This window comes from Dyadobacter endophyticus, from assembly GCF_014641595.1.
Lineage (GTDB): Bacteria > Bacteroidota > Bacteroidia > Cytophagales > Spirosomataceae > Dyadobacter > Dyadobacter endophyticus.
In genome coordinates, this window is record NZ_BMIA01000004.1 from 534177 (window position 1) to 556867 (window position 22691).

The window sequence follows — 22691 nt, forward strand, 5'->3', positions numbered from 1 at the left end:
GCCATGAAAATGTTGAATATCGTTACCAGGTTACGGTGAGAATGTGCCAGGGACCGTCGGTTTCGTAAGTGAGCGTCTGCCCGTTCACCTGGCAGATCGTTTTGACCAATGCAAGCCCCAACCCAAGCGAGGCCGAATGCGTGCCCTCTTTCCTGAACCGCTCGAACATCAGCTCCGGGTCGATATGGATAGGCGCTCCTGTGTTGCGGACCACCAGCCTGGCAGCATGAAGCGTAATATCAATCGTTCCGCCATTCATATTGTAGCGTATTGCATTGGTCAGTAAATTATTGACCAGCACTTCGGCTAATGCCGGGTGCATCACCGGCCCCGTCGGCTCAATAGCAGTCTTGACGGTGATCTCGCGCTGCTCGATCAGATCTTCCAGGTCGCGGAGCTTCCGGTTGATGATCGGAACGAGGTTAATAGGCTCGGTACCTGCCAGAAACTGCCGGTTTTCGATTTTGGTAAGCAATAATAGTGCCTGATTCAGTTTCGCAAGCCGGTTAGCCGCTTCGCTGATCTCCGAAAGTGCCAGGACCTGCGACTCTCTTAGACTCTCATCCTGGAACAAGCTTTCAATTTTGGACAAAATCACCGCCAGCGGCGTCTGTATTTCGTGCGAGGCATTCTCGGTAAACTCTTTCAGGTTCTGATAAGTTGCCGCGAGGCGGTCCGTAAATTGGGTGACCGACTGGTTCAATTGCTCAAATTCGACGGTATGTTGCTTGGAAAACGTAAGTACCTCATGTTTTTCGACCTGGTACGAATCCAATGCGCGCAACGTCTTGTAAAAGGGCTGCCAGAGGCGGCGGGAAAGCCAGCTGTTCAGCAGGAGCAGCGATATCAGCAGCAGGGCCACGATGAATGTCACGGTCATCACCACCGCTTCTAGCAACTGCTGTCGTTGGGCCAGCAACTTGCTGATTGTCACCCGGTACCACGCTCCCTCGACACGCTCATAAAAGACCAGTTGCCGGTAGGGCTGGTACTCGTTTTCAATATCATTGAACAATTTCCGCTCTACGAGCGCCATCTGTCCGGGATAACGCACGGGGTCGAGTTGCAGGCTGTCGCCCAGTTGCAGGATGTACACCGGCAGTTCGTCGATATGCCGCAGCTGCCAGCTTACCTTCGCCTTGCTGCGCATTAGTTCTTTGTTAACTTCTTGATTAATAAGATAATTAACTGAAAAATAAAACAATACGGCGCCCAACGTAAGCACGCACAGCGACGTGATAATCTGGTATTTGAGGATGCGTTCCAGCAGTTTCATTGCTCGCTGAATTTATAGCCCACGCCGTAAATGGATTTCAGGTAATCCGGGCAGCCTTTGTCCATGAGCTTCTTCCGCAGGTTTTTAATATGTGTGTATATAAAGTCAAAATTGTCCATTAAATCCGCATCGTCGCCCCAGAGGTGCTCGGCGATGGATTCCTTGGTGAGCACACGGTTTTTGTTGGCGATCAGGTACACAAGCAGGTCATATTCCTTGCGGGTAAGGACGATTTCCTGCTGATCCACCAGCGCAAGATGCTCCTGGGGGTCGATCTGGATTTTGCCGAAACGGATTTGCTGGCTGCCCTGGAAGCTTCGCCTGCGTATGACCGCCTGCACGCGCGCGTTGAGCTCAGAGAGGTGAAAAGGCTTGGTAAGGTAATCGTCCGAGCCCAGGTTGAGGCCGGTAATGCGGTCGTCGAGCGAGTTTTTGGCGGAAATAATGATGATACCCGTCTCCGGAAAGCTCCGTTTCAGCTCCCGAACGGCTTCGAGACCGTCACCATCGGGTAGCATCAGGTCAACCAGTACGCAATCGTAGCGGTAAATATTGATCTTCTCCACCGCTGTCCGGTAGTTTGCCGCCCATTCGCAAATGAAGTTTTCGCGCTGAAAATAGGTTTGAATGCTGGTGGCCAGCGCTTTTTCGTCTTCAATGAGCAGCAGTTTCATAGCATTGTTGTTTGTGCAAATGAAACTACAAATTTTGGAGGAAATCTGAAGTCGCCCTATGCGGCTTACCTAACTGTCCGTTTGGCCCAGTTGAAAATTGTGGAATATACTTCGTCACGAACGGGCTGTTTAGAGAGAACAAGGTCATGCATCCCGCCCTGAACAGCCTGTATGCTATATTGGCCGACAATATTCTGGGCCTGGCGCGCAACTTCGTCGACGTTCAGCACCGCGTCGCCGGTAAAGAAAATGTCGCTCCATTTCTTTTCGTCGATGGATTTGGCCGAATGCAGTACCAGTACCGGCTTGTTAATCTGAAGGCCCTGCGCGAGCCGTTCCTGGCCATTCACTACCGCCCTTACCCACCCCACATTAACCGGCGGGGCGATCAATGGCTTCAAACCCAGGCTGTACGACCATTCGCCGTGCGCGGTAATGTGCAGGCTCTCTCCATATAGTGGGTTCAGGCCCAGGTCAAAATTCGATTCCGGATGTTTTTCGGCCCTTTTCAACAGTAGCGGTAATGCCGTTTTCTTTAGACCTGATTTGATATTCAAAGCAAAAAGCGGGCTGTTGAGCAATAGTGCATCGAACTTTTCCCTGCCCGCCCGCTCGCTGGCATAAAGCGAAATCACCAATCCCCCCAGTGAATGTCCGCTTAAAAGGACCTTTTCATTACCCTCGCCTTTGATAACCGCCAGCGCGGTGTCGATATCGGGGTAATACTCGGCCAGGTCCCGCACATTATTGAACTTCTGATGACTGAGCCACGACCGCCCGTATTTCCGCAGATCGATCGCGTAGAAGTTGAAGCCTTCTTTGATGTACCGCTCGGCCATTTCCTCCTGAAAAAAATAATCGTTGAAACCGTGGACGTACAGTACCGCTTTGGTGCTTTTCTCAGTCGCCGTTTTTCGTACCAGGGTACAGGTAACGCTGCCTTCATAATCGGAAGGCTGAACGATCGTCGCCTGTCTGAGGCCTTTGCCCATTAAATCCGCAAAATAGGTAACCTGCGCGTTGGCGGCGGCGGAAAGTGTAAGGAGGAGCGTGAGCAGGAGGCTGTGTTTCATGGAAATAGGTACTAATCAGGCGTAAATATAAATGCTGTAACCCCTTGCGGCAAGTCCCTTGCGGTAAGTCCCTTGTGGCAAGTCCCTCGGGGCTACTCGATCTTTTTCAATTCGGCGCCGCGGTCGGGTTGAAGGTTTACTTTGCTGAATTCGGCATTGGTATTGTTTTCGATGGTGAAGCCTTTGGCCCTATCTATTTCAATAGTAAGCGCGTCGGCCGTGAAGTTGAAGATGTGCCCGCCTGATTTGTGATCGTCCGCCAGATAATGCAAATGAAACCCCGGCACATTGGTGCGCGCCAGATAGGGCGGAAGCAGGAAGCCGGCGCAAATGCCTTTCGTGTTTTTCAATTCAAAAACGACCTGATTGTGCTTCAAATGCTCGGGTAGCGAGGTGTAGGGCTTGCTGGCCGGTTTTTCGGCCCTCGTAGTCATGGTGGGGAACGTGGCCGAAATCCTCAGCGCGTAAATGCCGTTCGGGTTCAACACATGCTTGATTTGCTCCTGTACCTTTTCGTAGGTCAGGCCCGGGCCGTTTAAATGAATCACGGTGTCGGCTTTGAAGAATTTGACGAATGCAGCGGAAGTACTGTCGGAATCGGGGACTTCCCTGACCGAGCCATCGTAGGCGATCTTGTAAACGCGCCCCTTGTCAATCAGCAGTTCACCATCGACCCTGTTGAATGTGCCTACGCCGAAATCGCCTTTCTTTTTCAGCTGCCCGATCGTCAGGTCACCGTCAAAAACGCCTGCCATGAGCGCATCGATGATCGAATACTGGTACATGAAATCGTTCTCCGGTGCCGTTTTGGGCCGTTTTTCGGCTGATTGGGCTATCGCGCAGCTTGCTGAAAAGGCGAGGAGAAAGATTGCCAGGAGGCTGCTGAATGTTCTTTTGTTGGAAGCGGAAAGACGAACCATGCGTGGAAAGGGTTTTGGAATGGTTACAAAAGACGACATATGGCCGGTTCTTTGCAAAGCGCGCGGTGACATTCTATTCAAAGGATTATAGCACCTGGCATGGGATATTTTGGAGAATAGGAGGGAATGCATCGTGTTAGTTGGCAATCCGCGAAAAAAAGGCCAAATTAAAAACAGCTTATATTCCTTTACCAATCACCAATTACTCCTGAAAATGAAAAGGTTTTTACTCCTGTTACTCGTTCCTGCGCTTACGCATGCGCAACTCGCACCGCCCGTGATGTCGGACAAGGCCAAAAAGATTCACGCGGCGGCATTGACCATCGACACCCATGCCGATGTACCTATTAATATGATGAAACCCGGTTTTGATGTGGCCGTGGAACACGATTTTGAAAAGGAACGCTCACAGATCGATTTTCCGCGGATGATCCGGGGCGGAATGGACGGGATGTTTTTTGCCGTTTACCTCGGGCAGGGCAAGCGCACGGAAGCTGCGAATGCCGAGGCAAAGAAAAAGGCATTGGCGATTTTTGACAAAATCCACGAAGCCGTAAAAGCCAATCCGCAAACCGCCGGCCTGGCAATCACTTCCAAAGATGCCTATCGCCTTCAAAAAGAGGGGAAACGCGCCGTTTTCATTGGTATGGAAAATGGCTGGCCGGTAGGGAAGGATCTGACCAACCTGAAACTGTATTATGACCTCGGCCTGCGCTACATTACCCTTTCGCATTCGCTGAACAACGATATTTGCGATTCTTCCACCGACGGAGACGGCCCTGAATACAATGGACTGAGCGCATTTGGGGAAGAAGTGGTGAAGGAAATGAACCGGCTGGGCATTATGGTCGACATTTCGCACGTTTCCGATTCCACTTTTTACGATGTGATCAAGCTCACGAAGGCGCCTGTAATCGCCTCACATTCGTCGTGCCGGGCGTTGTGCGATGTGCCACGCAACATGACCGACGATATGATCAAAACGCTGGCTAAAAATGGGGGCGTGATTCAGATCAATTTTGTGCCCGGCTTTGTGAAAAAGCCTTCTGAGCCGCACGAAATGTCGTTGAAAGCACTGCGCCTTAAAATTCGCCAGACTGACCTTTCAGATGCCGATAAGAAAGCTTTGCGCGATGAAATGAAGGCGATCGACGAGAAATACAAAGCTGATAAACCCACTGTGCAGGAGGCAGTAGACCACATCGAGCACGTGATCAAGCTCACGAGTGTCGAACACGTGGGCATTGGCATGGATATGGATGGGGGCGGGGAGGTCGTTGGCTTGCAGGACGTGAGCCAGATCGGCGCAATTACCGAAGAGTTGGTCAAAAGAGGCTATTCTGCGAACGATATCGAAAAGATCTGGGGCGGCAACATCATGCGCGTTCTGGATCAGGTAGAAAAGGCCGCAGGCAACATCTGATTTGCCTTCAAGTGGCGCCCCGGATGGAACCCGAAGCGATATAGGAGGACTAAAAAATATATACATTTTAATAAATAGTTTAATAAAATTGTAAATCTTACGTCCTCGAACAGATTACACATTAATTGAAGAATTACAAATGGCTAAGTCAACCGGAAAGAAAAAAACAAACGCAACCATTGATCCTGCCGAGGATGCCGGCACCCCTGTGGCGGCCCAGCCGGTGAATGCGGTGGAAACCATTAGCCGTTTTACAGACTTCGACATACACTTGTTCCGTCAGGGCAAGCACTACAAGCTTTATGAAAAGCTGGGTTCGCACGTGATGGAAGTCAATGGAGTGGTAGGAACGTATTTCGCCGTGTGGGCTCCCAATGCGACCTATCTGTCGGTGATCGGGAATTTTAATGGCTGGAACCACGGTGCCCACGCATTGGCACCCCGCTGGGACAGCTCCGGGATCTGGGAAGGTTGGGTGCCAAACATTGGGGTGGGAGAGGTTTATAAGTACTACATTATTTCCCAAAACGGGCAGCACCTCGAAAAGTCGGACCCGTTTGCACTCTGGTGCGAGGTAGCGCCGCGCACGGCATCCATCGTATGGGATACCTGGTATGAGTGGAATGATGCGGATTGGATGAAAATACGGAAGGAGAAAAACAAGCTGAATGCGCCGATCTCGGTGTACGAAGTACATTTGGGTTCCTGGCAACGCGATCCTTCCGATCCTGAGCGACATCTTACCTACAAGGAAATCGCCGAAAGCCTGGTACCTTATGTGAAGGAAATGGGTTTCACGCATGTGGAACTGATGCCGATTATGGAACATCCGTACGCGCCGTCGTGGGGGTACCAGATCACCGGCTACTTTTCGTGTTCATCGCGTATGGGTACGCCGCAGGAACTGATGTACCTCATCGACCAGCTGCACCAGGCGGGCATTGGCGTGTATATGGACTGGGTCCCTTCACATTTTCCTGGTGATGCTCATGGCCTGTTCCGCTTCGACGGTACCTCGCTTTACGAGCATGAAGATCCGCGGAAGGGTTACCATCCCGATTGGAAGAGCTATATTTTCAATTATGGAAGAAATGAAGTAAGATCGTTTCTGATCAGCAACGCTATTTTTTGGCTCGACCGTTATCACACGGACGGCTTGCGCGTGGATGCGGTGGCGTCGATGCTATACCTCGATTATTCGCGTAAACACGGCGAATGGATACCGAATGAATTCGGCGGCCGCGAGAACCTGGAAGCGATCTCTTTGCTGCGGGAAATGAATGTGGCTGTTTATACCGAATTTCCGGACGTTCAGACCATCGCCGAAGAGTCGACGGCATTCCCGGGCGTTTCGCGCCCTGTTTTTGTAGGTGGGTTGGGCTTTGGCATGAAATGGATGATGGGCTGGATGAACGATACGCTGAAGTATTTCGAAAAAGACTCCGCGTTCCGCAAATGGCATCAGGACCAGCTTACTTTCAGTCTCGTATATGCATTTTCCGAAAACTTCATGCTTCCGTTCTCGCACGACGAGGTCGTTTACGGGAAAAAGTCGCTCATTAATAAAATGCCGGGCGACGAATGGCAGAAATCTGCGAACCTGCGACTGATGTTCACGTACATGTTCACGCACCCGGGCACGAAGCTCATGTTCATGGGCGGAGAATTCGGCCAGACTTCGGAATGGAACTTCCAGCAGAGTCTCGACTGGCACTTGCTGGAACAACCGGCTCACAAAGGCATCCGTGAATGCGTGATCGCGCTGAACAAACTGTACAAGGAAGAAGCGGCATTGTTCGATTTCTCTTTTTCCCACGACGGTTTCGAATGGATCGATACACAGGACCGGGAGAATTCCGTGCTCGTTTACGCGCGCAAATCGATCGATCCGGCCCGCAACCTCATTATCGCCCTTAACCTGACGCCCGTTCCCCGAAAAAGCTACCGGGTCGGAGTTATCTCGGAAGGAAGCTGGCAGGAGATATTCAACTCGGATGCGGCGCAATTTGGTGGCAGCGGAATCATCAATTATGATGCTGTAACGGCCGAGAACCACCAGTGGCACGGGAAAGCGCATTCGCTGATGCTCGATCTGCCTCCGTTGGGTGCTGTCGTTCTCAAAAAAGTGGTTGCTAAACGAAAATGATTGTAAACAGAGGCAACGGTGAAGCAACGAAAGCGTGTCTACCGTTTACTTAATTCATAGACGATCTTGAGGCAGAGGCTGGGGTCTCTGCCTTATTTTTTTACCTTTGCCGATCAAAACATCACGAATCAGATGAAGCGCATTCGATTAATAGTACTTTTTGTTTTTTTAGTTTCAGTACAAGCTTTTTCTCAGGATTTGTCCCGCGTTACTTCCGGTATCGACCTTGGTCTGGGCTATCAGGACAAAGTTTGGGTGCCATCCGCCACCTATCACCAGGAGCTGAGTCTCACCAACTTTCCGTGGTTCAGAGTAGGCTGGGGCGTACGTACCTGGGGTTATTATGCAGGGCGTACCGACATGCTTCCGAAGACCAGCGCCCTCAATGCCGATACACTTAAATTTGGAAAACTCTCCGCGAATGGTGTCAGCTTCCTGGTTGGAGCCAATGTCAGGCTATGGAAATTCGATATCGGGGCTAACACCGACCTTTTTGGCCTTGCATTCGGTCTGAAACGTAATGCGTTGTACGCAGGCGGCAAACTTTACGGAGAAGGCGGTGCGCATTACAACGCCTATCTGAAAAGTGCTCCTGCCACGCTGAATGCGCTGCCTCTTTTTATGGACAAACAAAACGGGCAATCCGAAGCCTACGTCCGGTTTTGGATCACCGATCAAATCGGCCTGAAAGTCGCCTACGTGCACGGCCGCGTAACATATGCTGCGCCTGAAAAGCTAATCAACGGCCAGACGCGGTATTCGACAACCTACGGTGTTCCCTATATAGCATTATCCTTCCCGTTGTATAATTGATTTAACCGACACACTAGCTCATGGCAGAGAATCTGACGGATTCGCACAAATTTAATCTTTGGAAAAACCGGCTGGTTTCGAACGGTTTGGATATCCATCGTGTAGATGAACTTTACACCCGCCGTAATGGTCATGGCGAAGTACTGTTTTCGCTCCTGTACACGGATGCTACCACGCCGGAAGGCAATAAAATACCGCCGATCTGCTTTCTGAAAGGCGAGGTGGTAAGCGTGCTTGTTTGCTTTATTGATGTTGTTACAAGAGAAAAATACTTGCTTCTGGTGCAGCAACGCCGCATTTGCGACGGCTCCATGACCTACGAACACCCCGCCGGCATGCTTGACAGCGAAAGCGACGCCGCGTCCGTAGCTGCACGCGAAGTCTTCGAAGAAACCGGCATTGCCGTCGACAAATCGCAATTGATCAGTGTCAACAGCGAGCCTTTTTACCCGTCCACCGGCACCAGTGACGAGGCAATGTACATGTTCTACTGTGAACTGGAACTTACCTCGGAGGCAATCCAATCGTACCACAATACCGTGCAGGGCCTGCTCTCCGACCACGAATACATCAAGACCTTCGTGGTTCCATTCGAAGAGGGGCACAAACTCATTACGAATGTGAACGGGGTGTTGCTGGATTATCTTTATCTGAAAAGCGTGGGCGACTGGGAGTTGCTAAAAAAGTTATGATTTCCGGTCAGAAATCTGAAAACAAATCGGGCGTGATTTGCTCAAAATTCAAAATACGAGCTATATTTGCACCCCATTAGAGACGAAAGTCCACTACGCTCCCGTAGTTCAATGGATAGAATAATGGTTTCCGGTACCATCGATAGGGGTTCGAATCCCTTCGGGAGCACTATATAATACAACAAAATTCAGCAAAACCCTGCAAATCAGCCATTTGCAGGGTTTTCTTTTTGTGCGTATATAGTAAAAACGTGCAAATTTTCTTAATATTCTGGTGAGCAAATCGAGAGCAAACCGCCTTTTTTAGGCAAGTTTTCAAAGTGCTCACCAGGTCGCCTGCAAGTTATTCATTATCAACCTGTTCGACAGATAAACATCTTGATTTTTTCGAAGCTTTAAACCTATTTCGTTCACAAAAAAATGGTTTACTATGCTAGTTAAAACATTCACATTGTTATTCTATCTAAAACGAAGAGCCAATTATTCGAGCGGTGAATTACCCATCTATATGCAACAACGCGACGTCAAGGCGTGGGTCGTCAATACTAGAACGCAGGTTACGGTAGGATGTGCAGACGGAGATTGTTCCTTCCGCAGGAATTCAGGTAAAGAAAAGTCCAGCTTTAAGCGGACACATGCTGTACATTAACGGACGTTTTTTTTTGAAATGTGGACTCGTAATGTATTGTTAATCAGCGCTCTTTGTGCTTGGCATGTATTTCATTGGTCGTTAACTGGCTTACAAACTAAACGCGACGTCCATGAAATTTCTACCAAACTTCCTGCTGTTCATGTGCATTGCCTTTTGGGCAAGCGCACAATCATCCCCAGAAGATAAGCAGCTTAGGCAAACGCTGGATCACTTGTTGGCTGCAAAGTTTAAACCCAACGGCATTGGATGTGCAATGTTGGTGTCCAAAAAAGGGCAGGTTATTTACAAAAAAGCATTTGGCATGGCTGACCTGGAACTGAATGTGCCCATGACGACAGCCCACGTGTTTCGCATTGCGTCGCTGACCAAACAATTTACCGCCGTGGCCATTTTACAATTGGCCGAAAAAGGGCTTCTTGATCTGAACGATGACATCAAAAAGTATATTCCCGATTACCCCACAAATGGCCAGACAGTTACAGTTGCAAATCTGCTGTCGCATACCTCCGGAATTAAAAACTATACGGAGATTCAAAACCCTGATGTGGACCTGGGTAAAAAGGACAATAAACCGGCTGATATCATAGCGATTTTCAAAAATCAACCATTCGATTTTCCTCCCGGCACAGGATATCACTATAGCAACTCGGGATACATTTTACTTGGTTTTATAATTGAAAAAATAAGCGGAAATTCTTACGCTGAATACCTTACGGAAAATGTTTTCAAACCTCTTGGAATGGACCACGCATTTTTCGACTACCCCTCAACAATCGTAAAAAACAGGGTAAAAGGCTATTCCGGAATGTCCGATACGGCTATAAACAATGCTGATTACCTGAATGCGTCAGCAGCTTATTCGGCCGGTGCTCTGATGATGACGGTGGATGATCTTTTTAAATGGCAAAAGGGATTGACTGAAAACAAAATATTGAAACCTGAAACTTTCAAACAGGCAGTTACACCTTTTACATTAAGCAATGGCGAAAAAACAAATTACGGTTTTGGCTTTGGATTACAGCCGCTTGCGGGTGGTCCGACATGGCAGCATAGCGGAAGTATCAACGGTTTTTCATCTTTTGAGATATACCTGCCGACCGAAGATGTGTATGTAACCATGCTGAGCAATGGGTCTAACAAGAACACTATGACCCCCTCGCTTTTAGCCGCCAGCCTGGCCGCCCAAAAGGCAAATGTGAAGGACACAGCGATCAGCGACCATAAAATGGGCCAATATGTTGGTCAGTATGGTTTCCCCGAAGATGGCCCTCCGGCAAAAATTGAAATTTATAAAAAGGATGGCAAACTATACTTTAAAGACAGCAGGATGTCTGATGCGTGGCAGATGCATTTCACTTCTCCTGATCAGTTTATTTGTTACGAAGTATTTCCGAACAAGCATGTATTCACCAAAGACACCTCCGGAAAAGTGGACGGCTTTGAGATACAAATTGAGGATATGCGCGCTATGATCAGGAAAATCCGATAACTTACCTATCAGGCAGATTTCAATTTTCCACAGATTCCGCCCGCCTCATTGAATTGAAGGAAATTTCTCAAAATCGTAAATTGACCAGTCGGGTTCTGTATTTTTAAAACTGAGAAGGAAATCCTTTCTTCGGCACTCATCCCTGAAAACTGGTTGGCTAGGGCTAAACGCTGGTCTTGGAAATTGGGCACGAGCATTTCCGCTAGGTCTTGATATTTGTGTAGGCGATTATGGTTATCCATCCACTCAACGGATAAAATACGAACCGCAGCGGCGGCCGCTTCTTCAAGCGATTCAAACAAATAGGCATTTAACACGTCTTCTAGATAGGTCTTGCCTAATTATTTTCAGCCAGAAACTCTGGCGGCCGCGCGGTTCGTTGTCAATATGCGCACCCGGAACATTTTTGAGTGCTTTCACTGCATTATCAGTGAGATTTTTTCATTAATCCTTCGCAGCCATAGCATCCATCAGAACGTATCGACCTTTGTGCTTTTCAGTCTCCAGGCGGCTGTTGACATCGAGGTACATGTAGTGCGCATCACCGTCGCCTTTCACAGGTAACCATTCCGGTAAACCTTTGCCATTAGGGTTTGCTGTTTTAACAAAATTGGCAAAATACTCCTGCATCGTTGCTGACACTTTATGGTCTTCAGGCGTCCAGGCGTACACTTTATTCAGCGAGAGGTTGCCCATAGCATATTCAATTTCGGCCGAATGCACTGCTCCTTTGGGTAATGGGGCTTTCGCAACAGGCTCTGTGGTTTTGGAAACTCCACCGGCAAGGTTCGCAGACACATTTCCCATTTCAGCATTCATTGCGGGGCGTGGACGACCGTACAAGTAGCGGTAAACGGGCTTTCCACCACCGGTTTTACTTTGAATGTCAATCCATTTCCAAGTACCGAAACCAATGAAGCGGTCGCCTGCCAGGTCAGTTGCGACTTGCTCGACCTCTGCATCAGAGGCAGCTGAATATTCTTTTAGAACTTTATCCGCCTCTGCTCCGTACAGCTTCTGGACTGCCTTCGTATAATTATCAAGCGTCGGCGTTTCCTTGCCCAAAATCATACGGTAATTCATTTCCTCAGAATTCCATCCAGCCAACAACGGTACCTGTGATTGTTTCCCTGCCTTGAATATTTTCAAAGGCGCCTCAGGGAAGAAATAGCCATCAATCGCGGAAAGAAACCTGGAAACACCCGCGTTAGCCGTCGCTTTTAGCAACTCCTCAGCAGATATCGCACGCATTTCCGCCAATGTTTTTTTGCCTACCTGTTCATTGAATTTGGCGCCTGCCTGCTCGGCTTGCGCCAGAGGGACCGGAGGAAGTGTGCCCAAAACGGACCCGCTTTCACCAATAGCAGCAGAGAACAAATCCATGGAAAGCGGTGAAGCCATTAAGGCGCTCACTGAAAGCGATCCAGCCGACTCTCCCGCAATGGTAACCCTGTTAGGATCGCCTCCGAAGGCTGCAATATTTTGCTTAACCCACGCAAGTGCTGCCGCCTGATCCAGATACCCGTAGTTACCCGAGGCGTGGTGTGGAGATTCTTTCGTAAGATCCTCTGAGGCATAAAAACCGAACACGCCCAGACGATAGTTTACAGTCAGGCTCACGATACCTTTTGTAGCCATACTTTCGCCATCATAACGTCCCTCAGAACCGTCTCCGGCCACAAAACCGCCTCCATAGAAATAGACAAGTACCGGAAGTTTCTCGCTGGCAGACTTTGCTGGCGTCCACACATTCAGGTACAGACAATCTTCACTCATGCCGTTGGAACGAAAACCCATGTCCCCAAAAACAGGATTTTGCATCGCGCGGGGACCGAACTTATCGGTTTTCCGAATGCCATTCCAGTTTTTAACTGGTTGTGGTTCACGCCAGCGGAATTCGCCGACCGGGGGAGCGGCAAAAGGAATTCCCTTATATGCCCTGACCCCTGAGGTTTCGACAACACCTTCGACAGTTCCGTTCGCTGTTTTGGCCTGGGGAGCCAAATTCGTTTTTTTAGACTGCGCCGTCGCCACATGCATCATTTGCAGAGCGAGCAGCATGGTAATAAAGATTGTTTTCATTTTCAATTAATATAGAAGTCCATAATAGCAGGAAAGACAATCTGACGAATAAATCCCATATTGTCTCATTATGGAACAATAATAGAAAATTACTTTGACAATCTTTCTTTTTTCTAACTTGTGCATTGAATTTTAATATAATGAGTGAGAAATTGACCCCATTAGAGCAAAATCCAGAAGGAATTGGTTACCTGCCCGGACTGGCCATGGACTTCGTGATTTTTGGTTTTGATCAATACCAGCTAAAAATCCTGCTGCTGGAATATCGCAATACCAACCTGTTTGCATTACCCGGCGGGTTTGTGAGAGAGAATGAGAATATGAATGATGCGGCCCGGCGCGTGCTCAGTGAGCGTACCGGACTTTCGGATATTTACCTTGACCAATTTTACACGTTTGGAGATTTGGCCCGCTATGATCAGGCGCCGCTTCGCACGATCATGCAGGCCAAAGGATTGAATCCGACCGACGATCACTGGCTTCTCCGACGTTTTGTTTCCGTGGGTTATTATGCGCTGATTGATTTTCGAAAGGCAGCCCCTACACCGGACCCGCTTTCGGATAATTGCATTTGGTATACGCTGGAAAATCTACCGGAGCTCATGCTGGACCATAAAGCAATTGCGCAAAAGGCTTTGGAGACGTTAAGAGCGGATCTTGACCGGAAGCTAGGTGGCTACGACAGCTGGGCGGCCCCATTGTTGCCCAAAGCTTTCACGATGGGAGAACTTCAAAAATTATATGAGACGATTCTTGGACAGCAGCTGCGCCGGTCGAGTTTTCAGCGCAAGATGCTTAGTCTTGATATCTTGGAAAGACTTGAAAAACAATATAGTGGCGGCGCCCATAAAGCCCCGTATTTATATCAGTTTATCATGGATAAATAAGTTAGTTGTCAGCATTTTGCATACTGATGAGTCGGAAGAGCTAGGGAAAGCCTTCCTTATTCAGTAACCGATTTAGTATTGGGGATTCCGTATTACGTATACATGGGTACGTATTGTGGAGTATGATAAGATAAACGGAATTGTTGTCTTAGGTCAGTCCGATGAATTTGATCAGAAACGAAAGCTTGTCAAAGAGCCCTTCAAAGGGGAAAATTGATCCGAAAAGCAGCAGTATGAGTCCTTTCTCACTCCAAAAGGATCCAAAAAAATTGACCACCCAATTCCGCTTCGGGCTGACCAGGGAATTGGGTGGTCTAGGGCACCGAATTACTCGAAAGGGTTCCTCCTGTAGAATTATTTTTTTATATTGTATGAGTTATTAATGACCGGCTTCATTTTCCAACAGTGGAGCAATTGATTGGATCAATAAATGTTTTGTACACCAGATCAGACGCTCACGTCCGAATAAAATGAAACACGCAGTAGCTATCGCGTTTATTTGGTGGGCGCTGCATAGCCTCGTGCAAGCGCAAAGTGTAAAATTCAATCACCTTACCACAAATGAAGGATTGGCCCAAAGCCACGTCTCGGCGATACTGAAAGACAAAAAGGGATTCATGTGGTTTGGATGTGAAGATGGTTTGAATAAATATGACGGTTACGTTTTTACACACTACAAACATGATGCTTACGATAAAAGCAGCATTTCAGATAGTTATATACAGGATCTACTGGAAGATAAGCAGGGCGATTTGTGGGTTGCGACTTCTAATGGACTGGATAGATTTGACAGAAACAAAAATAGTTTTGTACACTACATAACCCAGGATATCAGCGATCTTTTTGAGGATAGTAAAAACAGGATCTGGCTGGCTACTCAGGAAGGGCTGTTTCTGTTTTACCGGCAGAGCAAGACGTTCAGACTGTTTCTGCAAGCCGGGCAAACCCAGGGTAGCAAAACTAAAAATCCTATCTACCGCATTGAAGAGAATAACGACGGCTCGCTGTGGCTGGGAACCGAAAATGGGCTTTACCAGGTCACGATCAACAATGACAGATACACCAGCCGACGTATTGATGTAAACTGCGGAAACTGTTCTCCGGCACCGGTCATCAGAGCTTTGCGTATGGACCATCATGGGGATTTGTGGATGGGTACGAAGGGCGGAGGCTTGTTTCTTTACAATCTCAGGGACCGGTCTTTCCGCAACTTTCTTCACGAACCAACGGATCCGAATTCGATTGCTCACAACGACATTCTTTCTATTCTCGCAGCCAAAGACGGCAAGCTTTGGATAGGGACTGAAAATGGGGGCATCAGCGTTTATGACAAGCGAAAAGGGCAGTTTATGAATTACAAACACCAGTCCAACGAGCCTGCCGCGCTAAGCAATAATTCTGTATATACGATCTATCAGGATGATGCTGAAAATATTTGGGTGGGAACCTATGCAGGCGGCGTCGATCTCCTGCCGAAGTTTGGGGAGAAATTTCTTTCTTACAGGCACATACAGGGAGACCCGGGCAGCTTGACCGACAATGTGGTGCTTTCATTATGTGGGGACAGTTCAGGTAATAAAATATGGATTGGCACAGATGGCGGCGGCCTGAACGTATTTAACTATGGTAACAACACTTTTACCAGTTACCGGTACGATCCTCGAAATGCAAATTCAATCAGTAATGACTATGTGATTTCTATCGTACGGGTTTCTGCCGATATACTGGCATTGGGATACCACGAAGGCGGCTTCGATCTTTTTAATACCAAAACAGGCATTGCAAAACATCATTTGCCAAATGCCAAGGATCCCAACAGTCTGTCCATTGCGGATGTCAACAACCTTTTTACGGATATTGACGGCAATTTATGGATTGGGACCTGGGGAGGTGGATTGAATTATTACAACATCAAAAGCAAGAAATTCAAACATTATCGCACCGATCCCGCTGACAGCACCAGCATTAGCTCGGACATTGTGACAACTGTTTTCCAGGATAAGAATCGGGTAATTTGGGTAGGGACTTATAACGGGCTGAACAAACTGGACAGCAGCGGTAGGCATTTTACCCGATATCAGCGTAACCCGAACAATATCTCTGGCCTGTCGCATAATAAGGTCCAGTGCATTCGGGAAGCGGAGGGAGGCAATTTGTGGATAGGTACTGTGGGGGGCGGCCTCAATTACTTTGATACCCATAAACAAACATTTAAAGCCTTTACCGAAAAAGACGGCCTCGCCAGCAACGTTGTTTTTGCAATGCTGGAAGATCATCATAAAAACCTGTGGCTGAGTACAAACAAAGGAATCTCACGGCTCAATATCGCAAATAAAACCTTCCGGAATTTTGGGGTGAAGGACGGGCTGCAAAGCAATGAGTTCAGGGATAACTCGTGCTTTGTTACCGAAGCCGGGCAAATGTTTTTTGGTGGGGTGAACGGTTTCAGCACTTTCTTTCCCGACAGTATCAAGTACAATGTTTTCATTCCTCCGGTTTATCTTACCAGCTTCCAGATTTTTAACAAAACGGTTTCAGCAGGCGATAAATCCGCCATTCTGAAAAGCGATATCAATGATACGAAGTCCATTACCCTTTCCTATAAACAGTCCGTATTTACGCTAGAATTTGCTTCGCTCAGTTATACAATCCCTGAGAAAAACCAGTATGCATACAAATTGGAAGGATTTGATCCGCATTGGAGCTATGTAGGGGACAAGCGAACGGCAACTTACACGAATCTTGATCCCGGGACTTATACTTTCAGGGTCAAGGCATCCAACAATGACGGCGTATGGAACAATAAAGGCAACTTTGTAAAAATTACCATCACCCCGCCATTCTGGCTTACCTTGTGGTTCAGGCTGATTTCACTGATCGGCTTTACCGGTCTGTTGATCCTTATTCACAGGCTCCGCACGTATTCCATCCGCAGGCAGAAGAAACGGCTTATAACAAAAGTCAAACAGCGCACCATGCAACTCGAAGTGGCGATCGAGGAAGAAAGAAAAGCGAAACGCCTCGCGGAAATAGCGATTGAGGAAGAGAAAAAAGCGAAGCAGCAGGCAGAGCTGGCCAGCCACGCAAAAAGCTCCTTCTTGGCTGTCATGAGTCATGAGATCAGAACTCCTATGAACGGGGTGATTGGTATGGCTTCGCTGTTGGCGGAAACCGACCTGGACGAAGAACAACTCAGTTACACAAAAAATATACAGTTGAGCGGTAGCAGCTTGCTGACTGTGATCAATGATATTCTTGATTTTTCCAAAATAGAGTCCGGTAATATGGAACTGGAAGAAAGGGCATTCAATCTTAGGAACTGCATCGAAGATGTAATGGATGTTTTTATGCCAAAAATGGTCGAATTGAGGCTGGATTTGTTGTATAAAATCAGTCTCGATGTGCCCGAGCAGCTGGTTGGCGACGGACAAAGGCTTCGTCAAATCTTAGTCAACCTGATAGGAAATGCCATTAAGTTTACCAAGGACGGCGAGGTGGTCTTGACTGTCAGCCTGGATGGCAGGTCTGATGACAACCAGGTCGGACTGTACTTCGAAGTCAGGGACAGTGGGATTGGTATTTCCGAAAGCAAGAGGGACCGCCTGTTTAAGGCATTTTCACAGGTAGACTCTTCTACAAGCCGACAATACGGCGGCACAGGCCTGGGTCTTGCGATCTGTCAAAAGCTGGTAAACCTGATGGGTGGAACTATTGGCGTAACCAGCAATGCAGGCGAGGGCAGCACCTTTTATTTTTCGATCCTTGCAGGAAGGCAAATTTCGCCGGATCAAACGCTTCCGGACTATCGCCACGATTTTGGGGGAATCGAAATCCTGGTGACGGACGATAACCGGAATAGTCGGGAAATCATTGCGGACCAGCTGAAAGAGTGGGGGCTGGCGCCATTATGTGCAAGCAGCGGTACCGATGCACTTGAAATACTGGCTCAAAATAAAAGTATAAAGATGGTCATTACCGATTTGTATATGCCTTCTATGGACGGGATACAGCTTGGAAGGCTTATAAAAGACAATTACCCTCAACTTCCCGTCGTACTTATGAGTCCCAGGGGCAATGAGCTGCCGAAAGATCAGAAAGACCTTTTTTATGCTTTATTGAAAAAACCGGTCTGTAAAAAGACTTTTTTCAATAGTATCTACGATCAGTTTAAACAGGGGGACATGGCGCCGGCAGTGCAGCAAGCTGAGCTTGCCGGTAAGGTACTGTATTCAAATTTTTCCATAAAGTATCCATTGGAGATATTGGTTGCAGAGGATAACAAAGTGAATCAAATTGTGATCCTGAATGTGCTGGGCAAGCTCGGTTACGAGGTTGAGATGGTTACCGATGGCCTGGAAGCCGTGAAAAGGGCAATGCAAAAAGTATTTGATTTAATATTAATGGATGTACAAATGCCTGGTATGGATGGTCTTGAAGCGACTAAAAAGATCAGGGCAACTAACCCAACCACGCCCTATATCATCGCTATGACGGCTAATGCTCTGCGGGAAGATAGGGAGCGATGCCTTGCCGCAGGAATGGATGATTATATCAGCAAGCCGGTAAACCTGGAAGAACTAATGGAAATGCTGGAAGAATTGTCACAAAAAATACAAAGCTAGTACGGTGAAATTGACATATAACAAAAAGAATGTCTCATTGCTCGGGTAAAGAAATAATAAGATGCCACATATCACCCGAATTGGTGACTTTTTGTGTACCCCAGACTCCTGGCCCTCCATCAGCATAATTGAGTCGGAAAGTATCACTTCTTATCGTGGTGACAATCCGGGCAAAACCGTAGATTTGATTGTTACAAGCGTAGATCTTGCCCTGGAATCCAGTGAAATCGACGGTATCCTTAGAGCCAGTGTACTGTATCCTACCGCAAGGATTGTCGTCTTTGGAGATAGGTCCGAATCCAAGACGGTGATAGGTTACCTGAAGGCAGGCATTAGCGGCTATCTTTCCAGTGAGGTCGAACCGGAAGAATTAGCAAAGTGTATTGAAGAAGTTCGGGAGGGGAAAAAATATATTAGTCAAGAAGTATTGTGGACCTTACTTGATTTGTATAGAGGCCGAGTTAATGGGAAGGCCGTCCTTACAACCCACGAATATAAGATCGCGAGATATCTCGTTGAAGGTAAGAAAACGTCCTGGATTGCTACTGAGCTAAGCCGTAAGGCATCTACGGTCAGCAAGATTAAGGCCCGTATATTCAAGAAGCTCCGTGTAAATGACATTTTTCAGCTAAGGGCCAGAATGTAGGATTCCGATCCTGATTCTGTCATGACGGAATGAAAAGTCACTGCGACCGCAGATAAACAAGCGATTTCGCTATTTCGATGGCGCGACGGGTAATATTTCTGCTCACCTTTGATCTGCCTTCTTAAATTGGAATTCACTGGTAATATAGAAAACTATAATGGCACATTTATGGCCCAGCGTTGGTTAGCGTATAGTCAGAAGAGATCAGTCTGGGAGGTTCGTAGTGTCCCGAAAATACAGACAGTTTAGAGTTAAGAAAATCGCTTAGTAAACCCTTCAGAGTTCTCGAATAACGCCGCCAACCTCCTCAAATCTTCCAGCAAAAGGTTCGACTTTTGTACCGTAGGGAGCACAATACGAAAAAGAGCGATCAATTTTCACATATTGATCGCTCTTTTTCGTGCTTTAAATGGTTGATTTTTAGCTTGTTGTGTAGTTTAGGTTGGGTTTTTTATTGGTTCGAACTAATCTCATGCTAAAAACCATTTATTGATTAAGGTGCTGATTGTGAGATTGGTATCGGTTCGAGTATCGTCTGGGTATTTTTGATTTAATTTTCTGTTAAATAAGAATAATCGATGAAAATTGTGTCAATTGGGTGATTTTGTAAAATGCGCCAGTTTGGGCCTGTTGAGCAAAATGCTTTCCCTGTGATATGGGAGGCACTTCCTTGGTGGAGAATTCGGAGCCGCTGATCACCCCAATTCGGAAATAAAGGACAGTCTATTTCGGGAAAAACTGACCAGTGTAAGTAAATGACTGATAGTTCCTTCACTCGTACAAAGCAATAACCTATCGATGGTCAATCTGCCACGTAATCTGATGGTCAATGACTCCGAATTTTCCAATCTGCCCAATGAATGTCTTCAAAAACCAGAATGGTCGGCCATGCCAGTTTTTTCAGTTCGCTAAGAAAACGGATGAAAAGCTCGTTTCGATGGCCGGCAGCCGCCAGCGCTAAAAGATCGCCGTTGCGCCACTCCCACAGAACATCGTATAAAGGCGCAAGCGGCCTGGGCGTAAACAGCGCATCGCAATTACCTTTAAATATATTGCTGCCTTTTCTGTGGTTGTCGCAGAAGGCTTTCACCAGCGAGCTCTTTCCAATCCGAGCTTCGCCGCTGATGAGCATGCAATGCCCATCGCCACTAACGGATTCTTCAAACTGATGATTTAACGCTGATAAAAAATCCGACCTTTCTACTAATTCCATGGCGGTCAAAATAAATGTGTTCTTGTGGTTAAGCGGTTGACTACGAAAAGAAAATAGGGGATGATTAATGTAAAATAGGTAGAAACTCCGATATCGGCATGCTGCCTTCTGGCTTGTTTTGCTCTGGTAAAAATTAATTCATCCTAAAAAATAAATCCATGCGAATTACCGGGAATTTCAACAACTGCGAACGTCTATTCAAAAATATCCTTCATTGCTCGCTCGCCTGTATGATGGGCTTTATCCTAGTTTCCTGCAACGAAGAAGACCGCAAACAGCAACTGCCGGATGTGGTCGAGCAGGAACTGGATCGAGTGCGCCAATCGGTAATCGTATACCGGGATTTGAAAAAGGCAATTACTGCGGGTCATGACCACGAAGTTACCGGATACCACCGAGTTTAATTTATGGACCCTGCATGCCTGGTTAGAATTAGAAAATTCCCATGGAATGTTCGCTCCGCATAACCCCAAACTGCCCTGAACGGAATTTATTCTAGTATCTGCTCGAACACCGGCTATTATTTTTTTCTCATTCCCTATCTACATTTGATACATCCGTGTAACCATAGGCGTTTGCCCAAATCTTCGTGGATTTGGGCATTGCCATTGAACCTGTATCTTCAAATCATATGAAGTGTTATTCAGTATTGCTATTACTGCTGGGAATATGTTTTTCCTCGTATAACCCGGCGCAGGCAAAAGTATATCCCAAGGGAAGTCAAACCAGCAAGGCAGCCCCTGCGGCGAAGAAAAAGGCGGCTCCCTTGATAAAACGAGCGATTATAGTCGCTGGGCAAAGTAACACTTGCTCGGGGGCCGGGGATGTGATACTCCCCCCTGATTTTGCCCAAAGGAGAATGTCCCAGCTAGGGCGGAGTAATGAAAACTTCAATGAGATCCCACTTACATTTTATGGCGTTCATCACATTACAACGTATACGGACCGCGCCTCATTTGCGTCCATGTTCTGTTATTATTATTATGACCTTTTAAAAAGCCAAAATCCTGGGGCGGATATTCAATTGCTCCTTATTCCTGCTGGGGCTGGCGGTTCGGGTTGGAGTGACTCGCAGTATCCGTACAATTCATGGAGAACAGATACTAACTATTTCAGGGATGTGGTTACCCGTATCAAATGGGCAAAAAATGCCGGGTATCAGATTGATGGTTTTTTATGGCATCAGGGAGAAGCGGACGCGGCCGCGGGTACCCACTATTACCACCAGATCTTGTGCAACTTCATACAATCCATGCGCGAGCACGTAGGTAATCCTGCTTTGCCTTTCGTGCTGGGACAGATGATGCCTGCCTGGGTGGCGGAGGATCCCGCCAGAGCTGGATACCAATCCGTCATTAATGGTATTCCTAACCAGGTGCCCTATACCTATACAGTGCCGGCAAACAACCTGAGCTCTAACTATGGGGACCTGATACATTTTTCGGCTGCGGCTCAGTATGAGCTGGGGAAACGCTATTACGATGGTTTTTTGTCAGCCCAGAATAATTCCAGCCCTTCCGGTTATATGGTGCCACCAAGTGGTCAGAGCCTGTTGCTTAACCACAACGTGGCTGGCGGCTTGTTCACTAATGTGCTGGACGCGATAGGTCAAAACGACGATAATCCGTCTCATAATGTTCATTCAAGACTGGGCGAGATATGGAAGTTCAAAAACAGCGATGGCTACTACCATTTCAAATTGGTGGTGGTTGCGGGAGGAAGCCTCACTAACACATATTTTGAGTGGAAGCAGCGGTACAGCCCATTTGCAATGAGCGATGCTTTTGTAGAGGAAAGGGCGGATAAGAAGATTCTTGGTAATACCCTGGGTATAGATACAACTATCAACTCGCAGGGATTTGCCTCATTGGTATATTATTCGACCAGATCCGGCGGCCCAACGACCACACTTTTTCACGGGGACATCCGATACCGCAATGCAAGCTGGTGGCTTTCTGTGGGGGCAATCCAACACTTTCAGAGCCATTTGCCCATTAAAGATGACGGGCAGAACTCGGTTACGCATATCAGGCTGTATGCCATAAAAGAGTGATATTGCTAAACCTAGGTGGCACAGATCAGG

17 protein-coding genes and 1 tRNA gene are annotated in these 22691 nt (G+C 47.5%); 10 read left to right on the plus strand and 8 right to left on the minus strand.

The window, feature by feature from the left end:
- Positions 1–22: 22 nt before the first annotated feature.
- The 4 genes from IEY24_RS26765 to budA form a co-directional block, all read right to left on the minus strand.
- The gene (locus tag IEY24_RS26765; protein ID WP_188938286.1) at positions 23–1276 is read right to left on the minus strand and encodes a sensor histidine kinase; all 1254 of its coding nucleotides are present in this window, start codon (positions 1274–1276) and stop codon (positions 23–25) included.
- Positions 1273–1950 (minus strand): response regulator transcription factor, encoded by a 678-nt coding sequence (locus IEY24_RS26770; RefSeq protein WP_188938288.1) that lies wholly within the window; start codon positions 1948–1950, stop codon positions 1273–1275. Before IEY24_RS26770 ends, IEY24_RS26765 begins: the two co-directional genes overlap by 4 nt.
- A gap of 65 nt (positions 1951–2015) precedes the next feature.
- Positions 2016–3023 carry an alpha/beta hydrolase gene (locus IEY24_RS26775; RefSeq protein ID WP_188938291.1) on the minus strand — a complete coding sequence of 336 codons (1008 nt, stop codon included), beginning with the start codon at positions 3021–3023 and terminating at the stop codon, positions 2016–2018.
- Positions 3024–3115: 92 nt separating this feature from the next.
- Positions 3116–3943 carry an acetolactate decarboxylase gene (gene budA, locus IEY24_RS26780; protein WP_188938294.1) on the minus strand — a complete coding sequence of 276 codons (828 nt, stop codon included), beginning with the start codon at positions 3941–3943 and terminating at the stop codon, positions 3116–3118.
- Between the two features lie 214 nt (positions 3944–4157).
- Between budA and IEY24_RS26785 the strand changes: the two genes are divergently transcribed.
- The 6 genes from IEY24_RS26785 (at position 4158) to IEY24_RS26810 (ending at position 11158) form a co-directional block, all read left to right on the plus strand.
- Positions 4158–5366, plus strand: coding sequence for a dipeptidase (locus IEY24_RS26785; RefSeq protein ID WP_188938297.1), 1209 nt, complete (start codon positions 4158–4160; stop codon positions 5364–5366).
- Between the two features lie 139 nt (positions 5367–5505).
- Complete coding sequence (gene glgB / locus IEY24_RS26790; protein ID WP_188938300.1) at positions 5506–7512, plus strand: 1,4-alpha-glucan branching protein GlgB; 2007 nt, start codon at positions 5506–5508, stop codon at positions 7510–7512.
- A gap of 132 nt (positions 7513–7644) precedes the next feature.
- On the plus strand, positions 7645–8325 hold the full coding sequence (locus IEY24_RS26795; RefSeq protein ID WP_229223200.1) for a hypothetical protein: 681 nt from the start codon (positions 7645–7647) through the stop codon (positions 8323–8325).
- A 20-nt stretch (positions 8326–8345) separates the two neighbouring features.
- Complete coding sequence (locus tag IEY24_RS26800) at positions 8346–9017, plus strand: NUDIX hydrolase (protein ID WP_188938302.1); 672 nt, start codon at positions 8346–8348, stop codon at positions 9015–9017.
- 97 nt (positions 9018–9114) lie between these two features.
- Positions 9115–9186 (plus strand) — tRNA-Arg (locus tag IEY24_RS26805).
- Positions 9187–9778: 592 nt separating this feature from the next.
- Positions 9779–11158, plus strand: coding sequence for a serine hydrolase domain-containing protein (locus tag IEY24_RS26810; protein ID WP_188938303.1), 1380 nt, complete (start codon positions 9779–9781; stop codon positions 11156–11158).
- Between the two features lie 8 nt (positions 11159–11166).
- Here the strand turns inward: IEY24_RS26810 and IEY24_RS26815 are convergent, their stop codons facing one another.
- On the minus strand, positions 11167–11475 hold the full coding sequence (locus tag IEY24_RS26815) for a hypothetical protein (protein ID WP_188938304.1): 309 nt from the start codon (positions 11473–11475) through the stop codon (positions 11167–11169).
- Between the two features lie 127 nt (positions 11476–11602).
- Positions 11603–13240, minus strand: a complete 1638-nt coding sequence (locus IEY24_RS26820; protein ID WP_188938305.1) for a carboxylesterase/lipase family protein — start codon at positions 13238–13240, stop codon at positions 11603–11605.
- A gap of 140 nt (positions 13241–13380) precedes the next feature.
- On the opposite strand from IEY24_RS26820, the gene IEY24_RS26825 reads away from it, so the two are divergent.
- From IEY24_RS26825 to IEY24_RS26835, 3 genes are all read left to right on the plus strand, one after another.
- The gene (locus tag IEY24_RS26825) at positions 13381–14127 is read left to right on the plus strand and encodes an NUDIX hydrolase (RefSeq protein ID WP_188938309.1); all 747 of its coding nucleotides are present in this window, start codon (positions 13381–13383) and stop codon (positions 14125–14127) included.
- Positions 14128–14597: 470 nt separating this feature from the next.
- Entirely contained in the window at positions 14598–18749 is a 4152-nt protein-coding gene (locus IEY24_RS26830; protein WP_188938317.1) for a hybrid sensor histidine kinase/response regulator, read from the plus strand.
- 184 nt (positions 18750–18933) lie between these two features.
- Entirely contained in the window at positions 18934–19395 is a 462-nt protein-coding gene (locus IEY24_RS26835; RefSeq protein ID WP_229223209.1) for a LuxR C-terminal-related transcriptional regulator, read from the plus strand.
- An 826-nt stretch (positions 19396–20221) separates the two neighbouring features.
- Here the strand turns inward: IEY24_RS26835 and IEY24_RS26840 are convergent.
- Both IEY24_RS26840 and IEY24_RS32985 read right to left on the minus strand, forming a co-directional pair.
- Positions 20222–20608, minus strand: coding sequence for an AAA family ATPase (locus tag IEY24_RS26840; protein ID WP_188938324.1), 387 nt, complete (start codon positions 20606–20608; stop codon positions 20222–20224).
- Between the two features lie 245 nt (positions 20609–20853).
- Positions 20854–20979 (minus strand): hypothetical protein, encoded by a 126-nt coding sequence (locus IEY24_RS32985; protein WP_262892438.1) that lies wholly within the window; start codon positions 20977–20979, stop codon positions 20854–20856.
- A gap of 260 nt (positions 20980–21239) precedes the next feature.
- On the opposite strand from IEY24_RS32985, the gene IEY24_RS26845 reads away from it, so the two are divergent.
- Positions 21240–22661, plus strand: coding sequence for a sialate O-acetylesterase (locus tag IEY24_RS26845; protein WP_188938328.1), 1422 nt, complete (start codon positions 21240–21242; stop codon positions 22659–22661).
- Positions 22662–22691: the final 30 nt, after the last annotated feature.